Genomic DNA, 25,590 nt, shown 5'->3' on the forward strand with positions numbered 1-25,590 from the left:
GTCCGGAGCAGCCGCGAAGCGGCGACGGCGTGAGGACAAAAAACTACGGCTGCCACTCGATCGGCACATGCCCCTTGTCGGCCTCCACCCGCTTCAGCCACTCCACCACGGCCGGATAGGCGTCAAGCTGGAAGCCGCCCTTCCCGGCGGTATGGGTGTAGGCATAGAGCGCGATGTCGGCGACGCTGTAAGACCTGCCGGCGAAGAAGGCGTTATTCTCCAGATGCTTGTTCATCACGCCGAGCGCCTTGTTGCCGCGCTCCAGCGTCACGGCGAGCCGTTCCGGCGTCGCGTCACGCTCGGGAAATGTGAGCAGCGCCTTGCGCACCGCAATATAGGGCTCGTGGCTAAGAACAGCCACTGATAGGCCAGCGCCCGCTCGTATCTGTCGGCCGGCAGGAAGCGCGTGCCTTCGGCGAGATAGAGCAGGATGGCGTTGGATTCGGCGATGCGCCGGCCGTCGTCGAACTCGAGCAGCGGCACCATGGCGTTGGGATTCTTGGCGACATAGTCGGCCTTGCGCGTCTCGCCGGTGTGCGAGCTCACCTCGATATTGGTGAAAGGGATGCCGAGCTTGGCCATCAAGAGGCGCGGCTTGTAGCAATTGCCGCTGTCGATCATTCCGTAAAGTTTCATGGCCCCTCACCTCGCGCGACGACCGACCAGGCATGTCGCGCAAAAGTGTGCAGCGGTTTTGCGAAAACGGCATGCATAAAAAAAGACCTAAAGCAGGTCACGTGAATCATTTTTTCACGCGACCTGCTTTAGGCTCTACCGCGCCGACGCAAGGCTCATCCAGTGATTTGTTTTGGCGCGACCATCAGCGGCGCTGATGCAAAGGCACGACCTTGTTGTCCGTGCCGAGCAGCGCGTCGATCGAAAGCGGCTCCTCGTTGAAGATCGTGCCGGCGAGCGCCGGGCGGGCGAGGTGATATCCTTGTAGGAGGTCGACGCCGCCGTCGAGCGCGACGCGCAGATGCGTGGCATGCTCGATGCCTTCGACCAGCACCTTGGCGCCGCGGTCGTGCAGCATCGAGACCAGCGGCCGGAAAAACCGCTCGGCGGCGGCATGACGGCAGAACTCGGCGAACCAGCCGCCGTCGATCTTAATGATGTCTGGCAAAAGCAGGCCCATGCGCGCTTCGGTCGAATGTCCGGTGCCGAAATCGTCGATGGCGATGCGAACGCCGTCACGCCTCATCTCGCGCACGAGGCTTGCGAGCAGATGCTCGTCGGCCGCCTGCTCGGTGATCTCGCAGACCAGCATGGCGGGCTCGAGGCCGAAATCGCCGAGATGCCTGGTCATAAGCCGGATCTCGGCCAGCGCCCGCCCGCGATGATCGTTGATCTTCGGGTTGTAGTTGAAGAACAGGGTAAGCCCATCGACGCCGATGTTGCGGTAGTTGCCGAGATGCAGCATCCGGCACATCGTCTCGACGAACAGGCGATCCGACGCCGGGACACCGTCGAAGAACACCGGCGGCGCCACGGGCCCCGCCGCGCGTCGCGGCTCGATCAGCGCTTCGACGGCGACAGCCCTGAGCGTCCTGCCGCGCGGCGCGAAGATCGGCTGGTAGGCGCTCCACAACCGGAACTCGCCATAGACGCCGAATTGGAGGCCGATCTCGTCGGCGAAGATCGCCTCGGCGGCATTTCGCCGCCTGTCGGGCCGCCCGGTCATGGCGCCACCTTGCGCCCGAACACCCGCGGCGGCCGTGCCGACGGCGCCGGAGACGAACTGGCGGCGCCCGCGGCCTTGCTCTCCTCAGCCGAGGGCACCTGCACGGTGTTGCTGAAAACGCGAAAACTGGTTGGAGCGAGTTCCGGCCGAGCAAGCACGTACCCCTGCACCATCGAGGCGCCCGACTTCTCGGCGAGCTCCAGCTGCCAGCCTTCTTCGATGCCTTCGAAGACCGTGCGGATGCCCTGGCTTTCGAAGCTCTCGACCATCGCTGTCAGCAGCGCGAATCCCGCGCCCGACTCCATTAGCTCGGTGATCCAGTGGGCGTCGAACTTGACGATGTCCGGCCGCAATTCCTTGACGCGGTTGATGTCGGAATCGTCGGCGCCATAGTCGTCGACGGCGATGCGGAACCCGTTGGCTCTCAGCGCTTCGACAAAGCCGTAGAGCGCCTCCTGCGAAGCCGACTTCTGCTCGGTGACCTCGCACACGATGCGGCGCGGATCGATGCCGGCCTCGTGCAGCACCAGTCGCATGTCGCGCAGCGCCATGTCGGCGATGGCGCGGTCGGTGAACACCGACGGGTCGAAATTGATGAAGATGGATGCCTCTTGCGGCAGGCAGGCGCCGGCGTTGAGCAGATGCAGCGTCCTGGTCAGCGCCTCTATATGCAGCCGGTCGCCGGCCGGACAGGTGCCGAAGAAGCTCATCGGCGTCTGCGGTTCGCCGTCGCGGAACGGCCGGATCAGCCCCTCGAAGGCGACGAGCGAAAGCTTGCCCTCATTGAAAGCGAAGATCGGCTGAAAGGCGCTCTTCAGCGTGTAGATGCCCCAGACACCGGTGGAGGTGCCGTCATCATGACGGATGATAGGGGCAAGCCCGATGCTGCGCGACAAAGGTCCCTCGCTCCGCCAAGTAAGCGGAATTCGATCTGCGATCCTGCCAGCCAAGGGTTTACCGGTCGTTGATGAATTTATAGTTGCAGCTCTCGGCACCTTGACCTCTGGATCATCCGACAATGCTTGCGCTTGGGCCGACGATGCGACATGAGAGGCGCCGCGGCCGCTCCTGGCCGCGCCATTCTCTTGGAGACGCCCTGTCATGGCCTTTCTTGCCGACGCCCTTTCCCGCGTGAAGCCTTCCGCGACCATCGCGGTGACGCAGAAAGCGCGCGAGCTGAAAAACGCCGGTCGTGACGTCATCGGCCTCGGCGCCGGCGAGCCGGACTTCGACACGCCCGACAACATCAAGAACGCGGCGATCGACGCGATCCGCCGCGGCGAGACCAAGTACCCGCCGGTTTCCGGCATCGCGCCGCTGCGCGAGGCGATCGCCAGGAAGTTCAAGCGCGAGAACAATCTGGACTACCGGCCGGAGCAGACCATCGTCGGCACCGGCGGCAAACAGATCCTGTTCAACGCCTTCATGGCGACGCTGAATCCCGGCGACGAGGTCATCATCCCGCGCCCCTATTGGGTGAGCTACCCGGAAATGGTGGCGATCTGCGGCGGCACGTCCGTCTTTGCCGACACTTCGATCGACAATGGCTTCAAGCTGACGGCGCAGGTGCTGGAAAAGGCGATCACGCCGAAGACCAAATGGCTGCTGATGAACTCGCCGTCGAACCCGTCGGGCGCCGCTTACACCGAGAGTGAGCTCAGGGCTCTGGCCGACGTGCTGCTGAAGCACCCGCACGTCTGGACGCTGACCGACGATATGTACGAGCACCTGACCTACGGCGACTTCGTCTTCAAGACCATCGCCGAGGTCGAGCCGAGCCTCTACGAGCGCACGCTGACCATGAACGGCGTGTCGAAAGCCTATGCCATGACCGGCTGGCGCATCGGCTATGCCGCCGGCCCCGTGCCGCTGATCAAGGCGATGGACATGATCCAGGGTCAGCAGACCTCCGGCGCCTGCACCATCGCACAATGGGCCTCCGTCGAGGCGCTCAACGGCCCGCAGGATTTCATTGCGAAGAACAAGGCGATCTTCCAAGGGCGGCGCGACCTCGTCGTGTCGATGCTCAACCAGGCGCGCGGCATCTCCTGTCCGTCGCCGGAAGGCGCCTTCTATGTCTATCCGTCTTGCGCTGAGCTGATCGGCAAGAAGACGAAGGCCGGCAAGGTCATCGACAGCGACGAGAGCTTCTGCTCGGAATTGCTAGAGGCTGAAGGTGTCGCGGTGGTGTTCGGCTCGGCCTTCGGCCTCGGCCCGAACTTCCGCATCTCCTACGCCACCTCGGAGGCGCTGCTGGAGGAAGCCTGCACGCGCATCCAGCGTTTTACGGCTTCGCTGACCTAAGCGGCAACGTAGCCATCAATGAGAAAAACCCGGCTTCGCGCCGGGTTTTTGACGGCGATCAGCCGCCATACTGCTCGTCGGAGACCGCCTCGAGCCACTCGGCGTGAACGCCGTCCAGCGCCTCCTGCATGGCGATATGCGTCATCGTGGTATTCGGTCCGGCGCCGTGCCAGTGCTTTTCGCCCGGCGCAAAGGAGATGACGTCGCCAGCCTTGATCGCCTCGATCGGTCCGCCCCACGTCTGCGCAAGCCCGGCGCCGGCCGTGACATAGAGCGTCTGGCCGAGCGGGTGCGTATGCCAATGGGTACGGGCCCCCGGTTCGAAGCTGACCAGCGTCGCCCTGAGCCGCGCCGGCGCCTCCTTCTCGATGATCGGCGTCTGCAGCACCTTGCCGGTGAAATACTTCTCCGGCGCGACGATCGTCGGCACGCTGCCGCACGCAATGATCTTCATCGTAAAGTCCTCGAATTGTGACGGCCGTCCAGACAGGCACGTCGGATTGGCCGCGGGAAATTGGCTCCATATCGCTTCGGGCGCAACCATGATCGGGGTCGACTGTGCGATTGTAAACCCGGCCGCGCCGAACTCCGAAGCCGGCAAGGCAAGGGCGTTCCTATTTTCCTTGCCCTCTCCGCGAACCCGTGTGACGATGGCGTTGGGCAGGCGGTGACCAACAACCCCGCCCGCGACGGCCGAACAGGCCGGCCGCCGCTCCCAGGGAAACGCCTGAGTGGAGGTCAGCCATGGGTAATCGCGCCGGAGGACGACGCACGGGACCGAAATGCATCGCCATAGTCGGTCCCTTCGCAAGCGGTAAGACAACACTTCTCGAAGCAATCCTCGCCCGCACGGGCGCCATTCCCCGCCAGAATCCCGTCTCATCGGGCAACACCGTTTCCGATCATTCGCCAGAAGCCCGTGCCCACGCCATGAGCGTCGAGGCGACCTTTGCCACCACGGAATTCATGGCCGAGCAGTTCACCTTCGTCGATTGTCCCGGCTCCATCGAATTCGCCTTCGAGGCTGAGCCGGTGCTTGCCGCCTGCGATGTCGCGGTGGTCGTGGCCGAGGCGGACGAAAAGAAGATACCCGCGCTCCAGCTCATCATGCGCAAGCTCGACGATCTCGGCGTGCCGCGCATCCTGTTCCTCAACAAGGTGGACAAGGCGATCACCGGCGTGCGCGAGACGCTGAAGATGCTGCAGCCGGCTAGCGCGGCGCCGCTGTTGCTGCGCCAGATCCCGCTGCGCAAGGACGGCGTCGTCATCGGCTCGATCGATCTCGCGCTGGAGCGCGCCTATGTCTATCGCGAATACGCCGAAAGCCAGGTCGCCGAGATTCCGGACGACGACAAGGCGCGCGAGCTCGAAGCGCGCTTCTCGATGCTGGAGACGCTCGCCGACCATGACGACCAGCTGATGGAACAGCTCCTGGAGGAGATCGAGCCGCCGAAGGACGCTATCTTCGATGACCTTGCCGCCGACCTCCGCGCCGGCACGGTGACGCCGGTGCTGATCGGCACGGCGGAGAAAGGCAACGGCGTTCTGCGCCTGCTGAAGGCGATCCGCCACGATGCGCCGGATGTCGAGGCGACGCGCAAGCGCCTCGGCGCGCCGGACGGCAACCAGACGGTCGTGCAGGTGATGAAGACCATCCACACTGCGCATGGCGGCAAGCTGTCGGTGTCGCGGGTGCTCTCCGGGCAAGTGGCCGACGCGGCCGAGCTTTTCCTCTCCAATGGCGACACGGCGAAGGTCTCCGGCATTTACAGGATGCTGGGCAAGGACCAGTCGAAGCAGACATCGGCCAACGCGGGCGAAACCGTGGCGCTCGGCAAGCTCGACGACGTCAAGACCGGCCAGACGCTGAGCTCGGCCAAGGGCGGCATCAAGCCTCTGGTCGTGCTGGAGCCGCCGCAGCCGGTGTTCGCCTTCGCGCTCCGCCCCAAGGAGCGCAAGGACGAGGTCAAGATGTCGTCGGCGATCCAAAGGCTTGCCGAGGAGGATCCCTCGCTCTGCCTGCATCACAACCAGGACTCCGCCGAGACCGTGCTGTCTGGGCATGGCGAAATGCACCTGCGCGTCGTGCGCGAGCGCCTGGAAGGCAAGAACCAGATCCCGATCGAAGGTCATTCGCCGGCGGTGCCTTATCGCGAAACGATCCGCAAATCCGTGCAGCAGCGCGGCCGCCACAAGAAGCAGTCCGGCGGCCACGGCCAATTCGGCGACGTGGTGATCGAGATCAAGCCGCTGCCGCGCGGCTCAGGCTTCCAGTTCACCGACACCATCACCGGCGGTGTCGTGCCGAAAACCTACATCCAATCGGTGGAGACAGGCATTCGCGACTATCTGAAATCGGGTCCGCTCGGCTTCCCGGTGGTCGATGTGGCGGTCAACCTGTCGGACGGCTCCTACCATGCGGTCGACTCCTCCGACATGGCCTTCCAGATGGCGGCGAAGCTGGCGATGAAGGAGGGCATGGCGGCCTGTTCGCCGGTTCTGCTGGAGCCGATCATGAAGGTCGAGATCGTTACGCCTTCCGATGCGACCTCGAAGATCATTGCGTTGATCCCGCAACGGCGCGGCCAGATCCTTGGCTATGACGCGCGGCCCGACTGGCCGGGCTGGGACGTGGTCGAGGCGACGATGCCCCAGGCCGAGATCGGCGACCTGATCATCGAGCTGCGCTCGGCGACGGCAGGTGTCGCCAGCTACAAGGCCGCCTTCGACCATATGGCCGAACTGACCGGCCGCCTGGCCGACGAGGCGATGAACGCCAACGGCAAGGCCGCCTGATCGATCTTAGGTGAGGACACGAAAACGGCGCCCGGATCATCCGGACGCCGTTCTTATTGCGGACCGTCTTCCTGGGAGGCAACGGCAGGTCCGCCGCATCAGGAAAAATGGTTCGGACGCGGTAGCTGCCTGAGCCCGGCCTGCGCGAGTGATGCCCCCATCTCCCGAACCGACCAACCGCGTCCTATGGTCTACTTAATCGATAGAGTGCGTCCGCGACATGTTACCCGATGTTACATGTCACTGTTACGTGGCTTTCGCGCACGCATTTCCGGCACCGGCGTGACCTGCAGGCAACAAAAAAGCCGGATCAATAAAGATCCGGCTGAGTTTGATTGGAAGTGCCGATTAGGGCTAACCTCCAGAGGGGAACACTCGAGGGCGCTAATGGGAGGAGAACGCGCCCTGGAGATGAACTATATATGTGCTCATCATGCCCAAGAAACAAGCATCTATTTTGCAACACTCGCATGCAAAAACACGCAGGCTGTGGTCCAACTCGTTCCAGGAACCGATAGGACCAGGAAAAATGTCCGAAATCATGGGCCTTTCCGAACCAAAAGCGATTGCTGATAAGCGAAATGAGCCGTTTTTGTTCCGGAAATACGCAGAATCGTAAATGATGTGGATTCGGGCAGCCCGCGTTTATTTTTGCGGCAGGAGAGCCTGATGCGAGCTTTTTCGGCAATTGCGGGCAGCGCGCTGTTCTTTGTCGCCGCCCCCGGTGTCGTCGCCGGGTTGCTCCCCTGGTTGCTGACCGACCGCTATCGCGTGCCGCAGTCCAGCGTGCCAGGTTTTGCGCCGGTCGGCTGGATCCTCGTCGTCGGCGCCACGGCGGTCTTGCTTCATTCCTTCGCGCGCTTCGCGCTCGAGGGACTGGGCACACCGGCTCCCGTGGCGCCGACCGAGAAGCTCGTTGTTGGCGGCGTCTACCGCCATGTGCGCAACCCCATGTATGTGGCGGTGCTGTTGATCATCCTCGGCCAGGCGCTCATCTTTTCGAGCTGTGCCGTTTTCGTCTACGGCCTGATCGCCGCGGCTGCGATGATCTTGTTCGTCAAATTCTACGAAGAGCCGACGCTTGCCCGCCGCTACGGCGCCGAATACGAAGATTACCGCCGCGCCGTACCCGGCTGGCTGCCGCGGCTGACACCATGGCGCGGATAGACCCAAAGGGCCTGTCGAGATTCAGATGCTAATAAGACCAGCTACGCGCCTTGGCGATGATGAAATCGCGGAACACATGCAGCTTGGCCTGGTTCTTCATCGCGTCGGGATAGGCGAAATAGGTGTCGAAGGACGGCACCTCGGTCTCGGGCAGCAACTGGACGAGGTTAGAGTCCTTGCTGATCACGTAGTCGGGCAGCATCGCGATGCCGGCGCCGCCCTGGACCGCACGCTTGATCGACAGGATGTCGTTGATCTGCAGCGTCGGCACCCTTTGCCCGCCTTCGAAATCGCCGACCGTCTCCAGCCAGTTCAGTTCCGACAGATGCGAGGGCACTGGCACGCCGAAGGTGACGATCCGGTGGTTTCTGAGCTCGGCGATCGAGGCCGGCTTGCCGAACTTCGCCACATAGGAAGGGGCCGCATAGAGATGGAAATGCACCGTGAACAGCCGGCGCTGGATGAGGTCCGGCTGCTGCGGCTGCCTGAGGCGAATGGCGCAATCGGCCTGGCGCATGGTCAGGTCGAGTTCCTCGTTGGCGAGGATAAGCTGCAGGCTGATCTCGGGATAGAGTTCGATGAATTCCTGCACGCGCTCGGTCAGCCAGCCGGCGCCCAGGCCCACCGTGGTCGTCACCCTGAGCACGCCGGAAGGCCGGTCCTTGGTCTCGGTCAGCCGCGACTTGATCGTCTCAAGCTTCATCAGCACGTCGTGCGCCGTGCGAAACAGCATCTCGCCCTGCTCGGTCAGCACCAGGCCCCGCGCGTGGCGGTGAAACAGCGCCACGCCGACGTCATGCTCCAGCGCGCTGACCTGCCGCGAGATAGCCGATTGCGACAGATGCAGCGTCTCGGCGGCATGGGTGAACGACCCAGCCTCCGCCGCAGCGTGAAACACGCGTAGCTTATCCCAGTCCAGCGCCATGATTCCCCTCGTGTTGCCTTTGGCGTCTGAATGAAAAATCAGGCTTTTAAACGGCTTCTCTCAGCCGATAGCTTATTCTGCCGCCTCGCGGTGAACTTCGATCCCCGCCAGATATTTCTCCGCCTCGAGCGCGGCCATGCAACCGAGGCCCGCGGCCGTCACCGCCTGGCGGTAGATGTCGTCCGTCACGTCGCCGGCGGCGAACACGCCGGGAACGTCGGTGCGGGTCGAATCCGGCGCCGTCCACAAATAGCCGTTCGGCTTCTGCTTGAGCTTGCCGGCGAACAGCTCGACCGCCGGCGCGTGGCCGATCGCCACGAACACGCCGTCGACCTTCAGCCGCGACACGTCTCCGGTCACCACATTGCGCAGCTTCAGCCCTTCGACCGAAGGCGGCAGCGGCGCCTTGCCAGGCTGCCCGGTGATCTCGTCGACGACCGTGTCCCAGATGACGCGGACGTTCTCCTTCTTGAACAGCCGCTCGCGCAGGATTCGCTCGGCGCGAAAATCGCTTCGCCGGTGAATGACGGTGACGCTCTTGGCGAGGTTGGCGAGATAGAGCGCCTCTTCGACCGCCGAATTGCCGCCGCCGACCACGGCAACATCCTTGCCGCGATAGAAAAAGCCGTCGCAGGTGGCGCAGGCGGACACGCCAAAGCCCATGAAGGTCTGCTCCGAGGGAATGCCCAGCCACTTGGCCTGCGCGCCGGTGGCGATGATCAGCGCGTCGGCGGTATAGACGGTGCCGGAATCGCCGGTGGCGCGGAACGGCCGCACGTTGATGTCGACCTCGGTGATGATGTCGTTGACGACGTCGGTGCCGACATGCTCGGCCTGCTTGAGCATTTGCTCCATCAGCCAGGGACCCTGGATCGGATCGGCAAAGCCAGGATAGTTCTCGACGTCGGTGGTGATCATCAGCTGGCCGCCCTGCTGCAGGCCGGCGACGAGCATCGGCTTCAGCATGGCGCGGGCGGCATAGATCGCCGCCGTGTAGCCGGCCGGACCGGAGCCGATGATGAGAACTGGCGCATGTTTGGTGTTCATAAAAGTCCCCTGCGGCTCGAGGCCGTGGTTTGTCGCCGGTAATGTAAGTGTTGCCCGGCAAGCCAGCAAGGCAGCTTGGCCTTCGTCCCCGGAAAGCTTCGTCGCAGGCATACCGGGCCATATTGCCGCCCGTTATCGGAAAAATCATCGCAAAGGGATGGCCTCTCGCGCGAAACCAAATTACAAAATCGCGAAAGATTCTTGCGCGAAAGCCGATCATGCCGCTCAAAGCCGATCTCGACGCCATCGACTGGAAGATCCTGCGCGAGCTGCAGAATGACGGCCGCATGACCAATGTCGAGCTATCGAGCCGGGTCGGCATCTCGGCGCCACCTTGCCTGCGCCGTGTCAGGCGGCTGGAAGAAGCCGGCATCATCCGCGGCTACCGCGCTTTGCTCAACGCGCCTGCGCTCGGCATGGATGTCGTCGCCTTCTGCCTGATCGGCCTGCACCATCAGGCCGACGCAGAGCTCAAGACTTTTGCCGAGCGCACGCGCGGCTGGCCGATCGTGCGCGATGCCTGGATGGTGTCGGGAGAGTCCGACTTCCTGCTGCATTGCGTGGCGAGCGATCTCGGCACCTTCCAGACCTTCGTTATCGAGGAGCTCGCCTCGGCGCCCAATGTCGATACCGTGCGCACCGCGCTGACCATCCGCCGCGTCAAGGATGAAGGGTTGGTGGCCTTTCCGAGTTGACGAAAGCAATTCCAGGAAAACTGCGCCAGCTTCCCATAAACCCTGGAGAACCAGCGGCTTGGCGCCCAGCTTTGAATCAGTACGAGATCAAAGCGACCGTATCGCGGCCAGCAGGCCGTCGAGATCACGGGCGTCGCGCAACGGAGAAACCGCAAGTCCGCCTGTCGTTGTGGCTTCGCCGTCGACAAGCCAGCCGCGTGTGAGGCCGGCGCGCTGGCCCGCCTCCATGTCCGCCGCCTTGTCACCGACGATCAGCGATCGCTTGAGATCGAGGCCAAGCCTGCGTCCCGCCTCGACCAGCATGCCCGGATTGGGCTTGCGCATCGGATGGTCAGCAATTGCCAGCGGGCCGGAACCAGCTTCGTGGTAGGCGCAGGCCAGTACCATGTCGACGGCGGCGTTCTTCTCACCCAGCAGGTCGAGCACCCGCCGATTGACGGACGCGAATGCGTCCCAGCCAAAATAGCCGCGCGCGATGCCGGACTGGTTGGTGACGACGACGACCGGAACACCAGTCTGGTTGGCGGTCTCGACGGCCGGCAGTATCTGCGGCCTGAGCACGATGTCCGCCGGGTCGCTTGGATAGTCGGTGTCGATATTGATAGTGCCGTCACGGTCGAGAAAGAGCGCCGGCAGGCCGGTCGCAAAAGTCTTCGTTCCGATCCGCTCGACCCACAGGCCGGGCTCTACAAGCGGATAGTCCGCGCCGCCATCAGGCATGGCTGAGACGCGCTTCCACCGCCTCGCACAGATGGTGGTAGAGGCAGAGATGCCCCTGCTGGATGATCGGCGTCGAGGTCGACGGTACGTTGAGCAGGATATCCGTCAGCGGCTTCAGCTTGCCGCCGGTGTCGCCGGTCAGGCTGATCACCGTCATGCCCATGGCCCGCGCCTGCTCGGCGGCCGCAAGGATGCTCGGCGAATTGCCGCTGGTCGAGATGGCGAGCAGCACCGCGCCTTCCGATCCATGCGCCTCGACCTGGCGCGAGAAGACCGTGTCGAAGCCGTAATCGTTGCCCCAGGCGGTCAGCACCGCCGCGTTGGCCGGCAGCGCGATGACGTTGTAGCCCTTGCGCTCCTTGAGGAAGCGGCCGACCAGTTCGCCGGCGATGTGGATGGCATCGCTCGCCGAGCCGCCATTGCCGCAAATCAGCAGCGCCTTGCCCTGCGAAAGCGCCATCACGACCGTGCTCACCGCGCGTTCCATCTCTGCCGTGAGGTCGCGTTCGACCATCGCCGAGATCGCCGCCGCGGAGCGGACCAGATAGTCGTTCAGTTCGGACATGAAATCCTCAATTCGTGCCGCCGGCACGCAGCTTGCCGATGGTGCTGGTCGTGCTCTTGCCGGCGACGAGGTCGACCAGCACCACGCGCCCGCCCGCCTTCTGCACCTCGTCCGCGCCGACCACAGTCTCGATCGTGTAGTCCGCGCCCTTGACCAGGACGTCGGGCTTGAGCGCGTCGATCAGCACCAGCGGCGTGTCTTCCTCGAAGACGACGACGGCATCGACCGAGGCAAGGGCGGCGAGCACGCAGGCACGGTCATGCTGGTCGTTGACCGGACGCCCGGGACCCTTGAGCCTGCGCACCGAGGCATCGCTGTTCAAGCCAAGCACCAGCCGGTCGCACTGGCTGCGCGCGGCATGCAGCAGGCTGACATGGCCGGCATGCAGGATGTCGAAGCAGCCGTTGGTGAAGCCGACCGTCAGCCCCTCCTCTTTCCACGCGACCACCATCCTTGCCGCGGCGTCGGCGTCGAGAATGGCGTCCTGGTGGGCAACCGGACCGTGCGAGCGGAACAGCGCGCCCGAAAGCTCCTCGACCGTCAGCCGCGCCGTGCCGCGCTTGCCGACCACGACGCCGCCGGCGGCGTTGGCGATCGTAGCGGCCTGCACGCGGTCCGCGCCTGCGGCCAATGACAGAGCGAAGGTCGCGATGACCGTGTCGCCGGCGCCGGAGACGTCAAACACTTCGCGCGCCTGCGTGGAGATGTGGCGGGCATCCTCCGCGGTGACGACGCTCATGCCCTTTTCGCTGCGCGTCGCCACGATGAAATCGAAATCATGCGCCGCGATCAGGTCGCGCGCCGCGGCGACAATCTCGTCGTCGCCGAACACCGCGCGCCCGGCTGCTTCGCCGAGTTCCTTGCGGTTGGGCGTGACCGCCGTCGCTCCGGCATAGCGCGCATAGTCGCGCCCCTTGGGATCGGCCAGCACCGGCTTTCCGGCATCGCGGCAGATCGCGATCAGTTCGGCCGCCACACCGTCGAGCAGGATGCCCTTGCCGTAATCGGAGAGGATGACGATGTCGGCGCGCGCAAGTGCGGCCTGGAAATGCTCGATGAGCATCGCCCGCTCCGCAGAGGTGAGCGGCCTGATCTCTTCCTCATCAAACCGCAGCACCTGTTGGTTGAGCGCGCTGAAGCGGCTCTTCGACGAAGTCATGCGGCCCTTTTGCTGCAACAGGCCGTCGGTATCGGCGCCGAGATCGCCTAGCATACGCATAAGGCTGTCGCCGGTCTGGTCGGCGCCGATCACCGAGACGGGAATAGCGCCGGCCCCCAGCGAAACGATGTTGGAAACCACATTGCCAGCGCCGCCCATGGCCAACATCTCGCCACGCCCGTGCAGCACGGGGATCGGCGCTTCCGGCGAGATCCGCTCGATAACGCCGCTGACGAAGCGGTCGAGGATGAAATCGCCGACCACCAGCACGGTGACGTCGCCAAACCGCGCGATGGCGCGATGCAAGGGTTCCGGGGAAGGCAGTTGGTGCTTGATCATCTCACTGGCGCGCGCCCGAAATGGCGTATCTTGATCAGGGTTGCGGCGCCGGAAATCCGGCGCCATTCGGTATTTGCGATGCCGATATACCGCAATTCGAGCCAGCGCAACGCCGGGCTTGGAGCGGCTCGCGGCGCGGCGGCAGGCGGATCAGCTCTTCTGCAGGGCAACATGGACGCCGAGACCGACAAGCACGGCGCCGCCGGCGCGCTGCATCAGACACTGCGCACGACCCGAGCGCCGTAGCCGCGAAATCATCGCACCGGCCAGCGCAAACGATGTCGGCCGACGAGAACATCAGGTTGACGATGGTTCCCAGCACCACGAACTGCAGCCAGACCGGAAAGGTCGCCGAGGCATCGATGAACTGCGGCAGGAACGCCATGAAGAAGATGGCTGTCTTGGGATTGAGCACCTCGACCGTGATGCTCTCGAAAAAGGCGCGATGGGTCGATTTTCGCTCGATGACAGGCAGCGTTCCGTTCGCCTGGGTCTTGGCGCGGAACAGTGAAACGCCGAGCCAGATCAGGTAGAGCGCGCCGACGAGCTTGACGGTCATGTAAAGCGGCGGCACGGCGTGGAACAGCACGGCAGGCCGGTCGCGGCGGCAAGAACATGCACGTAGCCGCCAAGGTGGATGCCGAGAGCAGCCATCAGCCCCGACCAGCGCCCGCGCGCCATGGTCTGCGCCGCGGCATAGAGCATGGCCGGGCCGGGAATGTAGGCCAAGATCGCTGTAGTGGCGAAAAAGGCGATAAGCAGTTCGGTCGATGGCATTGCCTTGCTCCTGTCGCGATCTCGTCAGCCGCTGGCATTTCGCCCGGAAGGTCAGCCCGCGCGAGTGAAGCGGGAGCTTTGCGGCGCGACTGTGGCCGAGCGGGTGCCCGGTATGCGTTTGACATGCTTTATCGACACCCCCTCGCGCCTCCCCTATAAGGGCCGAAATCGCTTGCAACAGAGGCTCTCATGATCATCGTCACGGGCGGCGCCGGCATGATCGGCTCCAACATCGTCGCCACGCTCAATGCCGAGGGCCATGACGACATCGTGGTCGTCGATGATCTGACCGACGGCCACAAGATCGCCAACCTCGCCGACCTCCATATCGCCGACTATCTCGACAAGGACGAATTTCTGGCCCGGCTCGAGGACGGCGGGCTCGGCCGCATCGAGGCCGTCTTCCACCAGGGCGCCTGCTCGACCACCACCGAATGGAACGGCAAGTTCATGATGGAAGTGAACTACGCCTATTCGAAGCGCCTGCTGCACGCCTGCCTCGCGCTCCGCGTGCCCTTCCTCTACGCCTCCTCGGCCTCGGTCTATGGCGGCGGCAGCGAGTTTCGCGAAGAGCCCGAGTTCGAGCGGCCGCTCAACGTCTACGCATATTCGAAAAAGCTCTTCGACGACTATGTCCGCCGCAACGTCTTCGACACCGACCATTCACAGGTGGCGGGGTTGCGCTATTTCAACGTCTACGGGCCGCGAGAGGCGCATAAGGGCGCCATGGCCTCGGTCGCCTTCCACCTGTTCAACCAGATCGAGCAAGGCCAAAACCCGAAACTGTTCGGCGCCTATGGCGGGTTCGGCCCCGGCGAGCAGAGCCGCGACTTCATCCATGTCGGCGATGTCGCCGACGTCAATCTGTGGCTGTGGAAGCGGGGCTCAAGCGGCATCTTCAATTGCGGCACCGGCCGCGCCCAGCCGTTCCGCGCCATCGCCGAAACGGTGATCGACACGCTCGGTAAGGGTGAGATCGAGTTCATCCCCTTCCCCGACCATCTCAAGGGCAGCTACCAGAGTTTTACGCAGGCTGATATGTCCCGCTTGCGCGCAGCCGGCTACAATGGCCAATTCCGCACCGTCGAAACCGGCGTCAGAGACTATGTCCAATGGCTGAAAGCCCAACGATCCTCGTGATCGGCCCACGCTGGGTGGGCGACATGGTCATGGCGCAGTGCCTGTTTTCGGCACTGAAGGAAAAGCATCCCAACGCCGCGATCGACGTGCTGGCGCCCGCCTGGGCGGCGCCCCTGGTCAAGCGCATGCCCGAAATACGCTGCCAGATCGACTTCCCGCTGATGCCCGGCGCGCTCGAATTCCGCAGCCGCAGGCGCTTCGGCCGCCTGCTGCGCGGCCGCTACGACATGGCCTATGTGCTGCCGGGGAGCTGGAAATCGGCGCTGATCCCTTTCTTTGCCCGCATTCCGCGCCGCGTCGGCAATTTGCGCGAAATGCGCTACGGCTTGCTGACCGACATCGTTGCCTTGCCCGACGCCCTCAAACGGCGCACGGCGAGGGCCTATTTCGGCTTGGCGCGCGGCGGCACCTTTCGCGCGCCGAAGCTCACCGTCGATGCGGCCAATCAGGCGGATCTACTGGCGCGGTTCGGATTGCAAGCAAAGGAATTCGTCGCGTTGATGCCGGGTGCCGAATTCGGCCCAGCAAAGCGCTGGCCGAGCGATCACTATGCCGAGCTAACCCGGGGCATGATGGCAAAGGGCTTGGGCGTCGCCTTGCTCGGCTCGAAGAACGACGCCGAGGTGACCGGCGAGATCGCGAGGCTCGCGCCGGGCGCCGTCGACCTTGCCGGCAGGACAAAGCTTGAGGACGCCATAGACCTGATCGCCGCGGCGAAGCTTGCCGTGTCGAACGACAGCGGACTGATGCATGTCGCGGCCGCCGTCGGCACGCCGATCGTCGCCGTCTACGGCTCGACCTCGCCCGAGAACACGCCGCCGCTGACCGATCGCTCGGAGCTGATCTGGCTGCACCTTTCCTGCTCGCCCTGCCATCAGAAGATTTGCCCGCTCGGCCATCTCAACTGCCTGAAAACGCTCGACGTCGCGCGGGTCGCCGCCGCGGCCGACCGGTTGCTCAAGGTTCCGGCAGCCGCATGAAGGTGCTGATCGTCAAGACGTCGTCGATGGGTGACGTCATCCATACGTTCCCGGCTGTCGAGGATGCGCTCCGCAATCACCCAGGCATAAGCTTCGACTGGTGCGTGGAGGAGCCCTTCGCCGGCATCGTCGCCTTGCATCCAGCAGTAAGGTCCATCCACAAAATGGCGATCCGTCGCTGGCGCAAGAAGCCGTTCGACCGCGGCACATGGCGCGAGATGGCCGGCCTGCGCCGAGCGTTGCGCTCGGCTCGCTATGACCTGGTCATCGATGCCCAGGGGCTGTTGAAATCGGCTGTCGTTGCCAAACAGGCCGGCGCGCCGATCGCCGGCTTCGACCGCGCCAGCGCCCGCGAGCCTTCGGCGACGCTGCTTTACGACCACAAATACGCGGTGCCGCGCGACTTGCACGCCATCGAGCGCACACGGCGGCTGTTCGGGCTGGCGCTGGGTTATCAGCCGGATCTTTCGCGCCTCGACTCAGGCATAGTGCCGCCGGCAGGCGGACTTCCCGGCGTCGAAGGTAGAACCGCTTTCCTGCTGCACGGCACGAGCCGCGAAGACAAGAAATGGCCGGTTGAGGACTGGATCGAGACCGCCCGCCAACTGGTTGCCGGGCAATTCACGCCGGTCGTCACCTGGTCGAACGAAGCGGAAAAGCGCGTCGCCGAAGCGATCGCCGGCGCCGTACCGAAAACGGCGTTGATCCAGAAGGCGCCGCTCGCAGAGATCGCCGCGATCCTCGGTCGGTCGACGCTCGTCATCGGCGCCGACACCGGCCTCACCCATCTCGCCAGCGCCTTCGGCTTGCCGACGGTCGCCATCTTCCTGGCAACGGAGCCGGGCCTGACCGGCCCGCGTGGGCCGTTCTCGTCGACCTTGCTGGCGCCCGCTGGCAGCAAAGTCACGCCGGTTGATGTGATAGAGGAGGCTGAACGGCTGCTTATGCTCAAGTCACAAGCGGCGGCGTAAGGGCCTTTCAGAATTCGCTCCGGCGAGTCGAATAGCGTGGTTTTCGAGAACCGGAGCGGAGCGTACTTAAAGTACGGGAGCACCGGCCTACGCCGGCCGTAGCCTTAACTGCCACGCCACTCATGAGTGCTTCGGCCGGCGAAGGCCGGTAGCGCAGAAAACCGCTCTACTCGGCCGCCGGAGTAGAATTATCAAAAGGTCCTAAATGAACTGCACCTGGACGATCTCATAACCCCTGGCGCCGCCGGGGGCGTTGACCTCGATGGCGTCGCCGACTTCCTTGCCAATGAGCGCGCGCGCGATGGGCGAGGAGATCGAGATGCGGCCGGACTTCACATCCGCTTCCTGGTCGCCGACGATCTGATAGGTCTTCTTTTCCTCGGTATCCTCGTCGACCAAAACGACGGTGGCGCCGAACTTCACCTTGTCGCCGCTGAGCTTCGTTACATCGATCACCTCGGCTCGCGCGATCAGGTCCTCGAGCTCGTGGATACGACCCTCATTGTGACTCTGAGACTCTTTCGCCGCGTGGTACTCGGCATTTTCGGACAGGTCGCCATGCGAGCGCGCCTCGGAGATCGCCTCGATGATGCGCGGACGCTCTTCCTGCTGGCGCCAGCGCAGTTCTTCCTTCAATGACGCGAACCCCTCGCCTGTCATCGGGACCTTGATCATGTGCCTGACCTTTCCTGCCGCCACCCCCGCTTCTCGGGGATAGCCTTGTCGTTGGGTACAAAAAGAAAACGGTCCGGCAGCCTCGGGCTAACGGAACCGTTTCACCACAATTTCCCTGAATATAGCAATCTTCGCGCGATTTTCACGCCCAAAAATGAAGTTTGGCAAAATGATCACTGCTTTCGCTTGATCGCCTGGCGGCGAATGCGGCAGCAGCAAAAAACCGGCTGCGAATGTTCGCAGCCGGTTTGAAGAGCCGGTTGTCGAATCAGCTCCTCAGGAAATGATCGATCTGCTCCGACAGCATGCCGTATTCGCGTGAGCCTTTGCCGGTCCGCTTCTCGATCTCCTGCAGCTGCTCCTGCGCGCCGGCAAGGTCGCCGATCTGCAGATGCGCCTCGCCGAGATACTCGCGCACCAGCGTGTAATTGGGGTCGATGCGCAGCGCTTCCTCATAATAGCCGAGGCCGACCGTGACACGGCCGGAATGGCGATGCGAGTAGCCGAGATAGTTGAGGATGCGCGGATCCTGCTTGTTGGCGGCGAGCGTCAGCACCGAGATCGCCTCGTCATAGCGCCCGGCCATCGCCAGATCGTGGCCAGCCTCGTAGATGCTGTCGTCATCCAGCATGCCATACTGCGGCACAACGCACTTTTTCTTCTTCTTGTCCCAGACCTCGCCCTTCTTGCACTGAGTGGTGCCGCCACTGTTGCCTCCACCACCTTCACCAGCCGTGAATGCCGGCGCCACAAACAGCGGCAGGGCAGCAACTGCCAGGACCTGAACAAGCAAACGTCTGCGCATGAAAGCCTCCTTGAGCGTGACAATGGCAGATTAACGCCGCCTCGATGCGCTTTCATCCCGAAATACCGACGGCAGCCGAACTATTTTGGACGTCCAGGGCTATTCTGATCCTTGCGAACGGATGTGACGCGGGCTGCAAATCCGCTATCATCAGTCGAGCGCACGACGAGGAGAAAGGCCAGTGCAGCAGCGCCTCGAAAACGAGTGGGAACTTTCCATCGACCCGGACACGGTGCGCCTGTTCATCCTCAAGGCCAAGGCGCTGAGCGCCGCCGTCAACGAGGACTACGACGACGGCACCGAGCACGAGGTCGAATTCGACGGCGACGGGCACGACAACCACCATCATGACGGCCTCGCCGAGGAAGCCTCGGAAGACCTTACCGAAGAGGAGTTCCGCGAACTGATCAACGATCTCAACGTCGATGAAGCGGCCGAGCTCGTGGCGTTGGCCTGGGTGGGCCGCGGCGACTACGAAGCGTCTGAATGGGTCGACGCGGTGGCGGCCGCGCGCGAGCGCGCCAACAAGCGCACCGCAAAATACCTGCTCGGCCTGCCGCAGCTCGCCGACTGGCTGGAAGAAGGCCTGGAGGCAATCGGCGCGTAACGGGCCGGTAACCGATTTTGATCGCAACGCCGCAAAGTCCAAGGCAACCTTGCAGTGCCGGCGCCGTTTCCGGCCGATGGCAACGCTGAGCCTTTCCGGATTTTGCAGACTGGCGCTGCCCCTGGTGGCGGCGGCCTTGCTGGTCACGCCGGCGATGGCCCGGCATCACCAGCGCCAGCATAAGAGCCATTTGCCCCCGCTCAGCCAAAGCGCTGCGCCGGCACCGGAAACGCCAGCGACAGCACCGGTTCCAGAACCGCGTCCCACCGACACCGTTGGCAATGCACCAAGCGGGGCTGAAGCGATGGCTCCGAAACCCTCGGCCGGTGCGGTGGTGCCGCAGACGCCGGCGGTCGCTCCGACGCCGCCGGAGAAGCCGACAGAGGTGGAGCCGGAACCGCCGGCCACGGCCCCGCTCCCTCCAGCGAAACCGACGGATGCCGACAAAGAGAAAGCGCCTCCCGATCCGCGTTCCACTGAACTGCCCGCCGACAAGATGCCGGAAGAAGAGGAGGCCTGCCGCGGTCGGCTGAAGGCGCTCGGCGTTGAATTCGTCGAGCACAAAGCCGAGCATGACGCCGAGATCGGCTGCTCGATCCCCTACCCTATCGTTTTGAAGACGCTCGGCAAATCCATCGGCATCGGTCCCGGCACCGAGCTCAATTGCCGGATGGCCGAGGCTGCCGCCCGCTTTGCGGCCGATATCGTCCTGCCCGCCGCGAAGGCCGAATTCGGCGCCGATCTGAAATCGATCGGTCAGGCCTCGGCCTTCGTCTGCCGGCCGCGTCATGGCGCGGGAAAACTGTCGGAGCACGCCTTCGGCAATGCGCTCGACATCGCTTCCTTCACACTATCGGACGGCAGGACGATCGACGTCGGTCCGGCGCCGCCCGAGAAGGACGGAAAGTTCCTGAATATGGTGCGCAAGGCAGCCTGCGGGCCGTTCAAGACCGTGCTTGGTCCCGGCGCCGATCCCGACCATGCGCTGCATTTCCACTTCGACCTCGAGCCGCGCCGCCACGGCGGGACGTTCTGCCAGTGAGTGAATGCCAAGAACAGATGCCGCAATTCGGCCCCAGGCGTGAATGCCGGCGCTGATCTTTCCTTTACTCTTGCCGACTAGACTTGTGCCATCCGGGGACTGGATGCCTTTCGATGGCCAAAACACTTGGCGCCATGCTTGCCGCGGCGCGGCAGAACTATTTTGCCTGCTCCGCCGTAAGGCTGGCCACCGGCCTTGCCATCGCGGCGATCTCGGCCTGCACTACAGGCGACGTCTTCTCGCTGCAGCCGGCCGTGGACGTCGGCAGCCAAACCGCCGCCGTGCCGGAGGCGCCTCAATATTCCGGCATGCAGAGGCTTGTCCCGTCCAACCCTTATATGACCCAGGCCGCCTATCCGCGCATGGACGAGCCGATGTCATCGCCCGAGCAGATGCCGGCCAGCGAGATCGACTGCCGCAACGAGCTGAAACGCCTCGGCGTCGTTTACCAGGACATCCAGCCGATCCACGAAGGCCAGTGCGGCATCGACTTTCCGGTGAAGGTTTCGGCCATCGGCAGCGTCGAGATGAAGCCCGCCGCCACGCTGACCTGCAACATGGCCGCGACCTTCGCCGCCTGGACCAGGAACGAGCTCGTGCCGGCCGCCCGCTGGCGCTACTTCTCTGGCGTCAAGACGATCCACCAGGGGTCGAGCTACTCGTGCCGCAACATCGCCGGCGAAGGCGTCCTGTCCGAGCACGGCAAGGGCAACGCGCTCGACGTCATGAGCATCGAGCTTAACAATGGCGACGACATCGACGTGCGCAAGCCGGGCCTGTTCGCCTTCCGCACCCGCGGCTTCCTCAACAATGTGCGCGCCGACGGCTGTCAGTATTTCAACACTGTGCTCGGTCCGGGTTACAATTACGACCATCGCAACCACTTCCACTTCGACGTCAAGAACCGCAGGAACGGCTACCGCGCCTGCCGCTGACGGGCGTCCCTCTGCCTAATCCGTCCAACGCCGCGTAAAATGCCCGGGCACAGGCATGGGAGTGGTCTCTCGTGGGTGAGCGAAGCCTAGGCGACGCGTGGCGATTTGGCTGGCAGCTTTCTGCGCCTGCTATCTTGCCTTTGCCTATCTTGCCGCGCCGGAATTCCGGAGCTGGCGGGAGCGTGGCTTCCGCACGCAGCACTTCGAGATGGTGACACATACGCCGCAAGGCATTCCGGGCGATCCGATCAATGTCGGCCTTGTCGGCACGAAGAAGGAGCTTGTCCACGCCTTTGCCGTCGCCGGCTGGGATACGGCCGACGCGGTCACGCTGAGGACGCGATCGACATCGGCGAAAGTGTCTTGTTTGACCGACCCTATCCCGATGCGCCGATGAGCAGGTTGCTGTTCGAAGGCCGCGCCCAGGACCTCGCCTTCGAAAAGCCGGTCGGCGACAGCGCCGACCGCCGCCACCACGTCCGCTTCTGGCAGACCGACACGGTCGGCGACGACGGCCGTCCGCTCTGGCTGGGCGCCGCCAGCTTCGACCGAGGCGTCGGCCTCAGCCACGACACCGGCGCCATCACGCACCACATCGGCCCGGATATCGACGCCGAGCGCAACTTCCTGATCGGCGACCTCCATGCTGCCGGCATGCTGATCTCGACCGCCGAGATACCGGGGATAGGCGCCACGAAAAGCGGCAGGAACGGCGGTGGTGATCCTTATTTCACTGACGGCATGGCTGTAATCGGCGTGTTGAAGCCATTGCCCTGATCGAGGCCGTAAAGCTCAGGCCGTGGTGATGACGATCTTGCCGAATGGACCTTTCTCCAGATGCTCGAAGGCCTGCGGCACCTCATCGAAGCCGAATACCCTGTCGATGACGGGCTTGATGCCGAGCGCCTCGATCGCTTGGTTCATGCGCTCGAAGGCGCGGCGATGGCCGACCGAAATCCCTTGTACGGTAATACGGTTGCGCATGAAGGGCATAATCGGAAAGCTGAGCTCCATGCCGCCCAGAAGGCCGATGACCGTCAGCCTGCCATCGGCACCGAGTGCATTGAGCGAGCGCCGCGCGTTGTCGCCGCCAACCATTTCCAACACGTGCCTGACGCCCGCGCCGTCGGTCAATTCGCGCGCGGCCTCGTCCCATGCCGGTTGTTCGCGGTAGTTGATCACCTGCCAGGCGCCGAGTTCCTTGGCCCGGGCGAGCTTGTCGTCGGTGCTCGAAGTGACGATGGCTCGCAGGCCGAAAGCGGCCGCGAACTGCAGCGCAAACAGCGAGACTCCGCCTGTGCCCTGGATGAGAACGGTCTCGCCCGGCACCGGCTTCGTGGCCTCGACCAGCGCGAACCACGCCGTCAGCGCTGCGATCGGGAGCGTCGCCGCCTCGGCATCGCTGAGCGAGGCTGGCGCCAGCACCGCCGCGTCCTCGCCGAAGATCACATATTCAGACAGCATGCCGGGCAGCGAGGAACCCAACGTATGCGTGTGCAGCACCGGCGGCGCATCGCCGTCCGGCCAGTCCGCGATCACCTGGCCGAGCACGCGCTGGCCGACCTTGAAGCGGCTGACGTCGCTGCCCACGGCCACCAGCTCGCCGACGGCATCGGATGTTGGCACGAAAGGAAAGGCAAGGTCAGGGATCAACACGCCGTCGACGATCATCCGGTCCTTGTAGTTCAGTGACACGGCCCTGGTGCGCACCAGAAGATCGCGTGCGCCGAACGCGGGAATGCTGCCGTCCACCGGTCGCAGCCTCGATAGGCCGAAGCCGCTCATCTGCCAGGATCTGTTGATGTCGGTGCTCATTGTCGTCCGCGCTCCGCGATTGATGGCGATGCCGGATGTTTACGCGATTCAACTATGGAAAATAGTGCTTCTATGCGGCATAATTGGATACCGATTGAAGAAGAAAAATATACAAAAGGGAAAATCCGGGTGGAACCCACCGACCTGCAAGGCATCATCGCATTCGTTCACGCGGTCGAGGCAGGCAGCTTCACCGGCGCCGGCGCACGGCTGCGTGTGACGAAGTCGGCGATCGGCAAGTCGGTTGCCCAGTTGGAGCATCGGCTCGGCGTTCGCCTGCTCAACCGCACCACCCGCAGCCTGAGCCCGACCAGCGAGGGCATGAGCTATTACGAGACCTGCGTGCGGGCCTTGGCGGAGATCGAGGCCGGGCAGGCATTGCTCGCCTCGCGCAGACAGCTTCCGTCCGGCAAGCTGCGTGTCGACGTGCCGCTCGCCTTTGGCCGCCGATGTGTCGCGCCCGTGCTGTTCGGCATTTCCAGCCGCTTCCCGGAACTGGCGATGGAAATCTCCTTCAACGACCGTCGCGTCGATCTCGTCGAAGAAGGCATCGATCTCGCTGTCCGCATGGGCGAACTCGACGACAGCCTGTCGCTGGCGGCCAGACGCATCTACGCACAGCGCTCGGCGATCTGCGCGGCCCCGGCCTATCTCGAAAAACATGGCAGGCCGCGATCGATCGAGGATCTCGCCGGCCATGGCATCATCGCCTATGGCCGCAACGGCATAGTTCATCCCTGGACGGTCCGGCACAGCGATGGTCATATCGGCAAATTCCAGCCGCAGGCGCGGCTGGTCCTGGGGCACGGCGAACCGATGCTGGACGCTGTCTTGGCTGGCTGCGGCATCACTTTCCTGCCGACATGGCTGATCGCCGACAGCCTCAAGCGGGGCGAGCTCGAAATGGTCCTGTCGGACTGTCTCATCGAGAACGTCGTCGTCCACGCCGTCTGGCCGGTGACGCGCAACCTCGCGCCCAAGGTACGCGTCGTCGTCGATGCGTTGATCGAGCACTTTTCCTCGCCGCCCTGGGATGTCGCCTGAACAGTTCGCCGGTCCAAAAAATTGTCCCCCTCCAAAAATAACGGCGGACTATTTTCGAATGCAGTGCAGCAATGCTATTGACCGCCCATGCTTTATGTTGAAATCGCCATCGTGGCCGTCCTCATCTTGGTGAACGGCCTTCTGGCAATGTCCGAGCTTGCGATCGTCTCGTCGCGGCCGGCCCGCCTCAAGGCGATGATCGACCGCAACGTCAGGGGCGCCGGCCGCGCTTTGGCGCTCGGTTCCAATCCAGGCAAGTTCCTGTCGTCGGTGCAGATCGGCATCACCCTGGTCGGCGTGCTGTCTGGCGCTTTTTCCGGCGCCACGCTTGGCGAGCGATTGGCGCAATACCTGGCCTCGACCGGCATCCGGGAGACCATCGCGGACCCCATCGGCGTCGGCATCGTCGTCGCGATCATCACCTATGCCTCGCTCATCGTCGGCGAGCTCGTGCCGAAGCAGATCGCGCTGAGGGATCCGGAGCGCGTCGCGGTCAGGGCGGCGCCGGCGATGACCATCCTCGCCACGGTATCGGCGCCGGTCGTCTTCCTGCTCGATATTTCCGGCCGCGCCGTGCTCTGGCTGCTCGGCCAGCGCGGCGAAGCGGAAGAGAAGGTCACCGACGAGGAGATCAAGATGCTGGTCGCCGAGGCCGAGCATCACGGCACCATCGAATCCGACGAGCGGCGCATGATCGCCGGCGTCATGCGCCTCGGCGACCGCGCCGTGCGCGCCGTTATGACGCCGCGCACCGAGGTCGACTGGATCAACCTGCAATCCGACGAGGCGGCCATCCGGCGGCTCTTGATGGAGACCCAGCATTCGCGCCTGCCCGCCGGCGACGGCAATGTCGACGCCATGGTCGGCGTCGTACAGACGCGCGACGTCCTGGCGGCGATCCTCGGCGGCAAGGTGCTGGAACCGCGCCGGCATGTGCGCGCAGCGCCCATCGTGCACGACCAGGCAGACGCGCTCGACGTGCTGGCGACGCTGAAGGAATCGGACGTGCCGATGGCGCTTGTCCATGACGAATACGGCCATTTCGAAGGCATCGTCACGCCGGCCGACATCCTGGAAGCGATCACCGGCGTCTTCCGCTCGGACGTGGAGGCCGGCGAGGAAGAGAATGCCGTCAAGCGCGAGGACGGCTCATGGCTGCTCGCCGGCTACATGCAGGCCGACGAGATGGCCGAAACACTCGGCATCGACCTGCCGGAGAACCGCGACTACGAGACGGTGGCCGGCTATGTGCTGTCGCACCTGCATCACCTTCCCGCCACCGGCGAATGCGTCGACGCGCAAGGCTGGCGCTTCGAGGTGGTCGACCTCGACGGCCGCCGCATCGACAAGCTGATCGCAACGCGACTGCCCGACGGCCATCGCCCGATCGCGCGCCGATAG

At 64.0% G+C, this 25,590-nt stretch carries 23 protein-coding genes and 3 pseudogenes; 13 read left to right on the plus strand and 13 right to left on the minus strand.

All coding sequences use genetic code 11. The features are described 5' to 3' along the window. Positions 1–43: 43 nt before the first annotated feature. The 3 genes and pseudogenes from EH240_RS25095 to EH240_RS25105 form a co-directional block, all read right to left on the minus strand. Positions 44–636, minus strand: a pseudogene (locus EH240_RS25095) (glutathione S-transferase family protein). Positions 637–820: 184 nt separating this feature from the next. Further along, complete coding sequence (locus EH240_RS25100; RefSeq protein ID WP_125003644.1) at positions 821–1,681, minus strand: EAL domain-containing protein; 861 nt, start codon at positions 1,679–1,681, stop codon at positions 821–823. After that, positions 1,678–2,577, minus strand: a complete 900-nt coding sequence (locus EH240_RS25105) for an EAL domain-containing protein (protein ID WP_125003646.1) — start codon at positions 2,575–2,577, stop codon at positions 1,678–1,680. Before EH240_RS25105 ends, EH240_RS25100 begins: the two co-directional genes overlap by 4 nt. Positions 2,578–2,782: 205 nt before the next feature. On the opposite strand from EH240_RS25105, the gene EH240_RS25110 reads away from it, so the two are divergent. Beyond that, positions 2,783–3,985, plus strand: a complete 1,203-nt coding sequence (locus tag EH240_RS25110; protein WP_125003648.1) for a pyridoxal phosphate-dependent aminotransferase — start codon at positions 2,783–2,785, stop codon at positions 3,983–3,985. Between the two features lie 58 nt (positions 3,986–4,043). Here EH240_RS25110 and EH240_RS25115 read toward each other — a convergent pair whose 3' ends face one another. Continuing rightward, positions 4,044–4,439, minus strand: a complete 396-nt coding sequence (locus tag EH240_RS25115; RefSeq protein WP_125003650.1) for a (R)-mandelonitrile lyase — start codon at positions 4,437–4,439, stop codon at positions 4,044–4,046. Positions 4,440–4,729: 290 nt separating this feature from the next. On the opposite strand from EH240_RS25115, the gene EH240_RS25120 reads away from it, so the two are divergent. Both EH240_RS25120 and EH240_RS25125 read left to right on the plus strand, forming a co-directional pair. After that, positions 4,730–6,781, plus strand: coding sequence for an elongation factor G (locus EH240_RS25120; protein ID WP_125003652.1), 2,052 nt, complete (start codon positions 4,730–4,732; stop codon positions 6,779–6,781). 669 nt (positions 6,782–7,450) lie between these two features. Then, complete coding sequence (locus EH240_RS25125) at positions 7,451–7,948, plus strand: methyltransferase family protein (protein WP_125003654.1); 498 nt, start codon at positions 7,451–7,453, stop codon at positions 7,946–7,948. A gap of 28 nt (positions 7,949–7,976) precedes the next feature. On the opposite strand, the gene EH240_RS25130 is transcribed toward EH240_RS25125, so the two are convergent. Together EH240_RS25130 and trxB are read right to left on the minus strand one after the other, a co-directional pair. Beyond that, complete coding sequence (locus EH240_RS25130; protein ID WP_040970899.1) at positions 7,977–8,873, minus strand: LysR family transcriptional regulator; 897 nt, start codon at positions 8,871–8,873, stop codon at positions 7,977–7,979. Positions 8,874–8,945: 72 nt separating this feature from the next. Next, positions 8,946–9,920 carry a thioredoxin-disulfide reductase gene (gene trxB, locus EH240_RS25135; RefSeq protein ID WP_125003656.1) on the minus strand — a complete coding sequence of 325 codons (975 nt, stop codon included), beginning with the start codon at positions 9,918–9,920 and terminating at the stop codon, positions 8,946–8,948. Positions 9,921–10,138: 218 nt separating this feature from the next. On the opposite strand from trxB, the gene EH240_RS25140 reads away from it, so the two are divergent. Further along, positions 10,139–10,615 carry an Lrp/AsnC family transcriptional regulator gene (locus EH240_RS25140; protein WP_125003658.1) on the plus strand — a complete coding sequence of 159 codons (477 nt, stop codon included), beginning with the start codon at positions 10,139–10,141 and terminating at the stop codon, positions 10,613–10,615. Positions 10,616–10,702: 87 nt separating this feature from the next. Here EH240_RS25140 and EH240_RS25145 read toward each other — a convergent pair whose 3' ends face one another. From EH240_RS25145 to EH240_RS25160, 4 genes and pseudogenes are all read right to left on the minus strand, one after another. Next, the gene (locus tag EH240_RS25145; protein ID WP_125003660.1) at positions 10,703–11,335 is read right to left on the minus strand and encodes a D-glycero-alpha-D-manno-heptose-1,7-bisphosphate 7-phosphatase; all 633 of its coding nucleotides are present in this window, start codon (positions 11,333–11,335) and stop codon (positions 10,703–10,705) included. Further along, entirely contained in the window at positions 11,328–11,900 is a 573-nt protein-coding gene (locus EH240_RS25150) for a D-sedoheptulose-7-phosphate isomerase (protein ID WP_125003662.1), read from the minus strand. Before EH240_RS25150 ends, EH240_RS25145 begins: the two co-directional genes overlap by 8 nt. Positions 11,901–11,907: 7 nt before the next feature. After that, on the minus strand, positions 11,908–13,398 hold the full coding sequence (gene rfaE1 / locus EH240_RS25155; protein WP_125003664.1) for a D-glycero-beta-D-manno-heptose-7-phosphate kinase: 1,491 nt from the start codon (positions 13,396–13,398) through the stop codon (positions 11,908–11,910). Positions 13,399–13,548: 150 nt separating this feature from the next. Further along, positions 13,549–14,175, minus strand: a pseudogene (locus EH240_RS25160) (LysE family translocator). A 189-nt stretch (positions 14,176–14,364) separates the two neighbouring features. Here EH240_RS25160 and rfaD point away from each other — a divergent pair. From rfaD to waaC, 3 genes are read left to right on the plus strand one after another with little or no spacing between them, the layout of a single operon-like run. Further along, the gene (gene rfaD, locus EH240_RS25165; protein ID WP_125003666.1) at positions 14,365–15,315 is read left to right on the plus strand and encodes an ADP-glyceromanno-heptose 6-epimerase; all 951 of its coding nucleotides are present in this window, start codon (positions 14,365–14,367) and stop codon (positions 15,313–15,315) included. Beyond that, positions 15,288–16,295 carry a lipopolysaccharide heptosyltransferase II gene (waaF, locus tag EH240_RS25170; protein ID WP_125003668.1) on the plus strand — a complete coding sequence of 336 codons (1,008 nt, stop codon included), beginning with the start codon at positions 15,288–15,290 and terminating at the stop codon, positions 16,293–16,295. Before rfaD ends, waaF begins: the two co-directional genes overlap by 28 nt. Next, a complete protein-coding gene (waaC, locus tag EH240_RS25175; RefSeq protein ID WP_125003670.1) occupies positions 16,292–17,266 on the plus strand; it encodes a lipopolysaccharide heptosyltransferase I in 975 nt (324 codons plus the stop codon). Before waaF ends, waaC begins: the two co-directional genes overlap by 4 nt. 201 nt (positions 17,267–17,467) lie before the next feature. Here the strand turns inward: waaC and greA are convergent, their stop codons facing one another. Both greA and EH240_RS25185 read right to left on the minus strand, forming a co-directional pair. Beyond that, a complete protein-coding gene (greA, locus tag EH240_RS25180; protein ID WP_125003672.1) occupies positions 17,468–17,941 on the minus strand; it encodes a transcription elongation factor GreA in 474 nt (157 codons plus the stop codon). 268 nt (positions 17,942–18,209) lie between these two features. Continuing rightward, positions 18,210–18,746, minus strand: coding sequence for a tetratricopeptide repeat protein (locus EH240_RS25185; RefSeq protein ID WP_125003674.1), 537 nt, complete (start codon positions 18,744–18,746; stop codon positions 18,210–18,212). Between the two features lie 181 nt (positions 18,747–18,927). Here EH240_RS25185 and EH240_RS25190 point away from each other — a divergent pair, with 181 nt between their 5' ends. From EH240_RS25190 to EH240_RS25205, 4 genes and pseudogenes are all read left to right on the plus strand, one after another. After that, positions 18,928–19,353 (plus strand): DUF3775 domain-containing protein, encoded by a 426-nt coding sequence (locus tag EH240_RS25190; RefSeq protein ID WP_125003676.1) that lies wholly within the window; start codon positions 18,928–18,930, stop codon positions 19,351–19,353. 76 nt (positions 19,354–19,429) lie between these two features. After that, positions 19,430–20,395 carry an extensin-like domain-containing protein gene (locus tag EH240_RS25195; protein ID WP_125003678.1) on the plus strand — a complete coding sequence of 322 codons (966 nt, stop codon included), beginning with the start codon at positions 19,430–19,432 and terminating at the stop codon, positions 20,393–20,395. Between the two features lie 134 nt (positions 20,396–20,529). After that, positions 20,530–21,330 (plus strand): extensin-like domain-containing protein, encoded by an 801-nt coding sequence (locus EH240_RS25200; protein ID WP_125003714.1) that lies wholly within the window; start codon positions 20,530–20,532, stop codon positions 21,328–21,330. A 97-nt stretch (positions 21,331–21,427) separates the two neighbouring features. Next, positions 21,428–22,107: pseudogene (locus tag EH240_RS25205) on the plus strand (LssY C-terminal domain-containing protein). Positions 22,108–22,122: 15 nt separating this feature from the next. Here the strand turns inward: EH240_RS25205 and EH240_RS25210 are convergent. Beyond that, positions 22,123–23,145 (minus strand): zinc-dependent alcohol dehydrogenase family protein, encoded by a 1,023-nt coding sequence (locus EH240_RS25210; RefSeq protein ID WP_125003680.1) that lies wholly within the window; start codon positions 23,143–23,145, stop codon positions 22,123–22,125. Positions 23,146–23,274: 129 nt separating this feature from the next. On the opposite strand from EH240_RS25210, the gene EH240_RS25215 reads away from it, so the two are divergent. Both EH240_RS25215 and EH240_RS25220 read left to right on the plus strand, forming a co-directional pair. After that, on the plus strand, positions 23,275–24,189 hold the full coding sequence (locus EH240_RS25215) for a LysR family transcriptional regulator (protein ID WP_125003682.1): 915 nt from the start codon (positions 23,275–23,277) through the stop codon (positions 24,187–24,189). An 87-nt stretch (positions 24,190–24,276) separates the two neighbouring features. Continuing rightward, positions 24,277–25,590: a hemolysin family protein gene (locus EH240_RS25220; protein WP_125003684.1), complete on the plus strand. Its 1,314-nt coding sequence runs from the start codon at positions 24,277–24,279 to the stop codon at positions 25,588–25,590.

The organism is Mesorhizobium tamadayense (genome assembly GCF_003863365.1).
In the GTDB taxonomy this organism is placed as follows: domain Bacteria; phylum Pseudomonadota; class Alphaproteobacteria; order Rhizobiales; family Rhizobiaceae; genus Mesorhizobium; species Mesorhizobium tamadayense.

Excerpts from the sequence above, each read along its gene's own strand:
- EH240_RS25220 (WP_125003684.1), top strand. The coding sequence starts at position 24,277 with ATGCTTTATGTTGAAATCGCCATCGTGGCCGTCCTCATCTTGGTGAAC.
- rfaE1 (WP_125003664.1), bottom strand. The coding sequence starts at position 13,398 with ATGATCAAGCACCAACTGCCTTCCCCGGAACCCTTGCATCGCGCCATC.
- EH240_RS25100 (WP_125003644.1), bottom strand. The coding sequence starts at position 1,681 with ATGACCGGGCGGCCCGACAGGCGGCGAAATGCCGCCGAGGCGATCTTC.
- waaC (WP_125003670.1), top strand. The coding sequence starts at position 16,292 with ATGAAGGTGCTGATCGTCAAGACGTCGTCGATGGGTGACGTCATCCAT.
- EH240_RS25125 (WP_125003654.1), top strand. The coding sequence starts at position 7,451 with ATGCGAGCTTTTTCGGCAATTGCGGGCAGCGCGCTGTTCTTTGTCGCC.
- EH240_RS25145 (WP_125003660.1), bottom strand. The coding sequence starts at position 11,335 with ATGCCTGATGGCGGCGCGGACTATCCGCTTGTAGAGCCCGGCCTGTGG.
- greA (WP_125003672.1), bottom strand. The coding sequence starts at position 17,941 with ATGATCAAGGTCCCGATGACAGGCGAGGGGTTCGCGTCATTGAAGGAA.
- EH240_RS25140 (WP_125003658.1), top strand. The coding sequence starts at position 10,139 with ATGCCGCTCAAAGCCGATCTCGACGCCATCGACTGGAAGATCCTGCGC.
- EH240_RS25200 (WP_125003714.1), top strand. The coding sequence starts at position 20,530 with ATGCTTGCCGCGGCGCGGCAGAACTATTTTGCCTGCTCCGCCGTAAGG.
- EH240_RS25210 (WP_125003680.1), bottom strand. The coding sequence starts at position 23,145 with ATGAGCACCGACATCAACAGATCCTGGCAGATGAGCGGCTTCGGCCTA.
- EH240_RS25185 (WP_125003674.1), bottom strand. The coding sequence starts at position 18,746 with ATGCGCAGACGTTTGCTTGTTCAGGTCCTGGCAGTTGCTGCCCTGCCG.
- EH240_RS25130 (WP_040970899.1), bottom strand. The coding sequence starts at position 8,873 with ATGGCGCTGGACTGGGATAAGCTACGCGTGTTTCACGCTGCGGCGGAG.
- EH240_RS25120 (WP_125003652.1), top strand. The coding sequence starts at position 4,730 with ATGGGTAATCGCGCCGGAGGACGACGCACGGGACCGAAATGCATCGCC.
- EH240_RS25195 (WP_125003678.1), top strand. The coding sequence starts at position 19,430 with ATGGCAACGCTGAGCCTTTCCGGATTTTGCAGACTGGCGCTGCCCCTG.
- EH240_RS25150 (WP_125003662.1), bottom strand. The coding sequence starts at position 11,900 with ATGTCCGAACTGAACGACTATCTGGTCCGCTCCGCGGCGGCGATCTCG.
- waaF (WP_125003668.1), top strand. The coding sequence starts at position 15,288 with ATGGCTGAAAGCCCAACGATCCTCGTGATCGGCCCACGCTGGGTGGGC.
- rfaD (WP_125003666.1), top strand. The coding sequence starts at position 14,365 with ATGATCATCGTCACGGGCGGCGCCGGCATGATCGGCTCCAACATCGTC.
- EH240_RS25110 (WP_125003648.1), top strand. The coding sequence starts at position 2,783 with ATGGCCTTTCTTGCCGACGCCCTTTCCCGCGTGAAGCCTTCCGCGACC.
- EH240_RS25115 (WP_125003650.1), bottom strand. The coding sequence starts at position 4,439 with ATGAAGATCATTGCGTGCGGCAGCGTGCCGACGATCGTCGCGCCGGAG.
- trxB (WP_125003656.1), bottom strand. The coding sequence starts at position 9,920 with ATGAACACCAAACATGCGCCAGTTCTCATCATCGGCTCCGGTCCGGCC.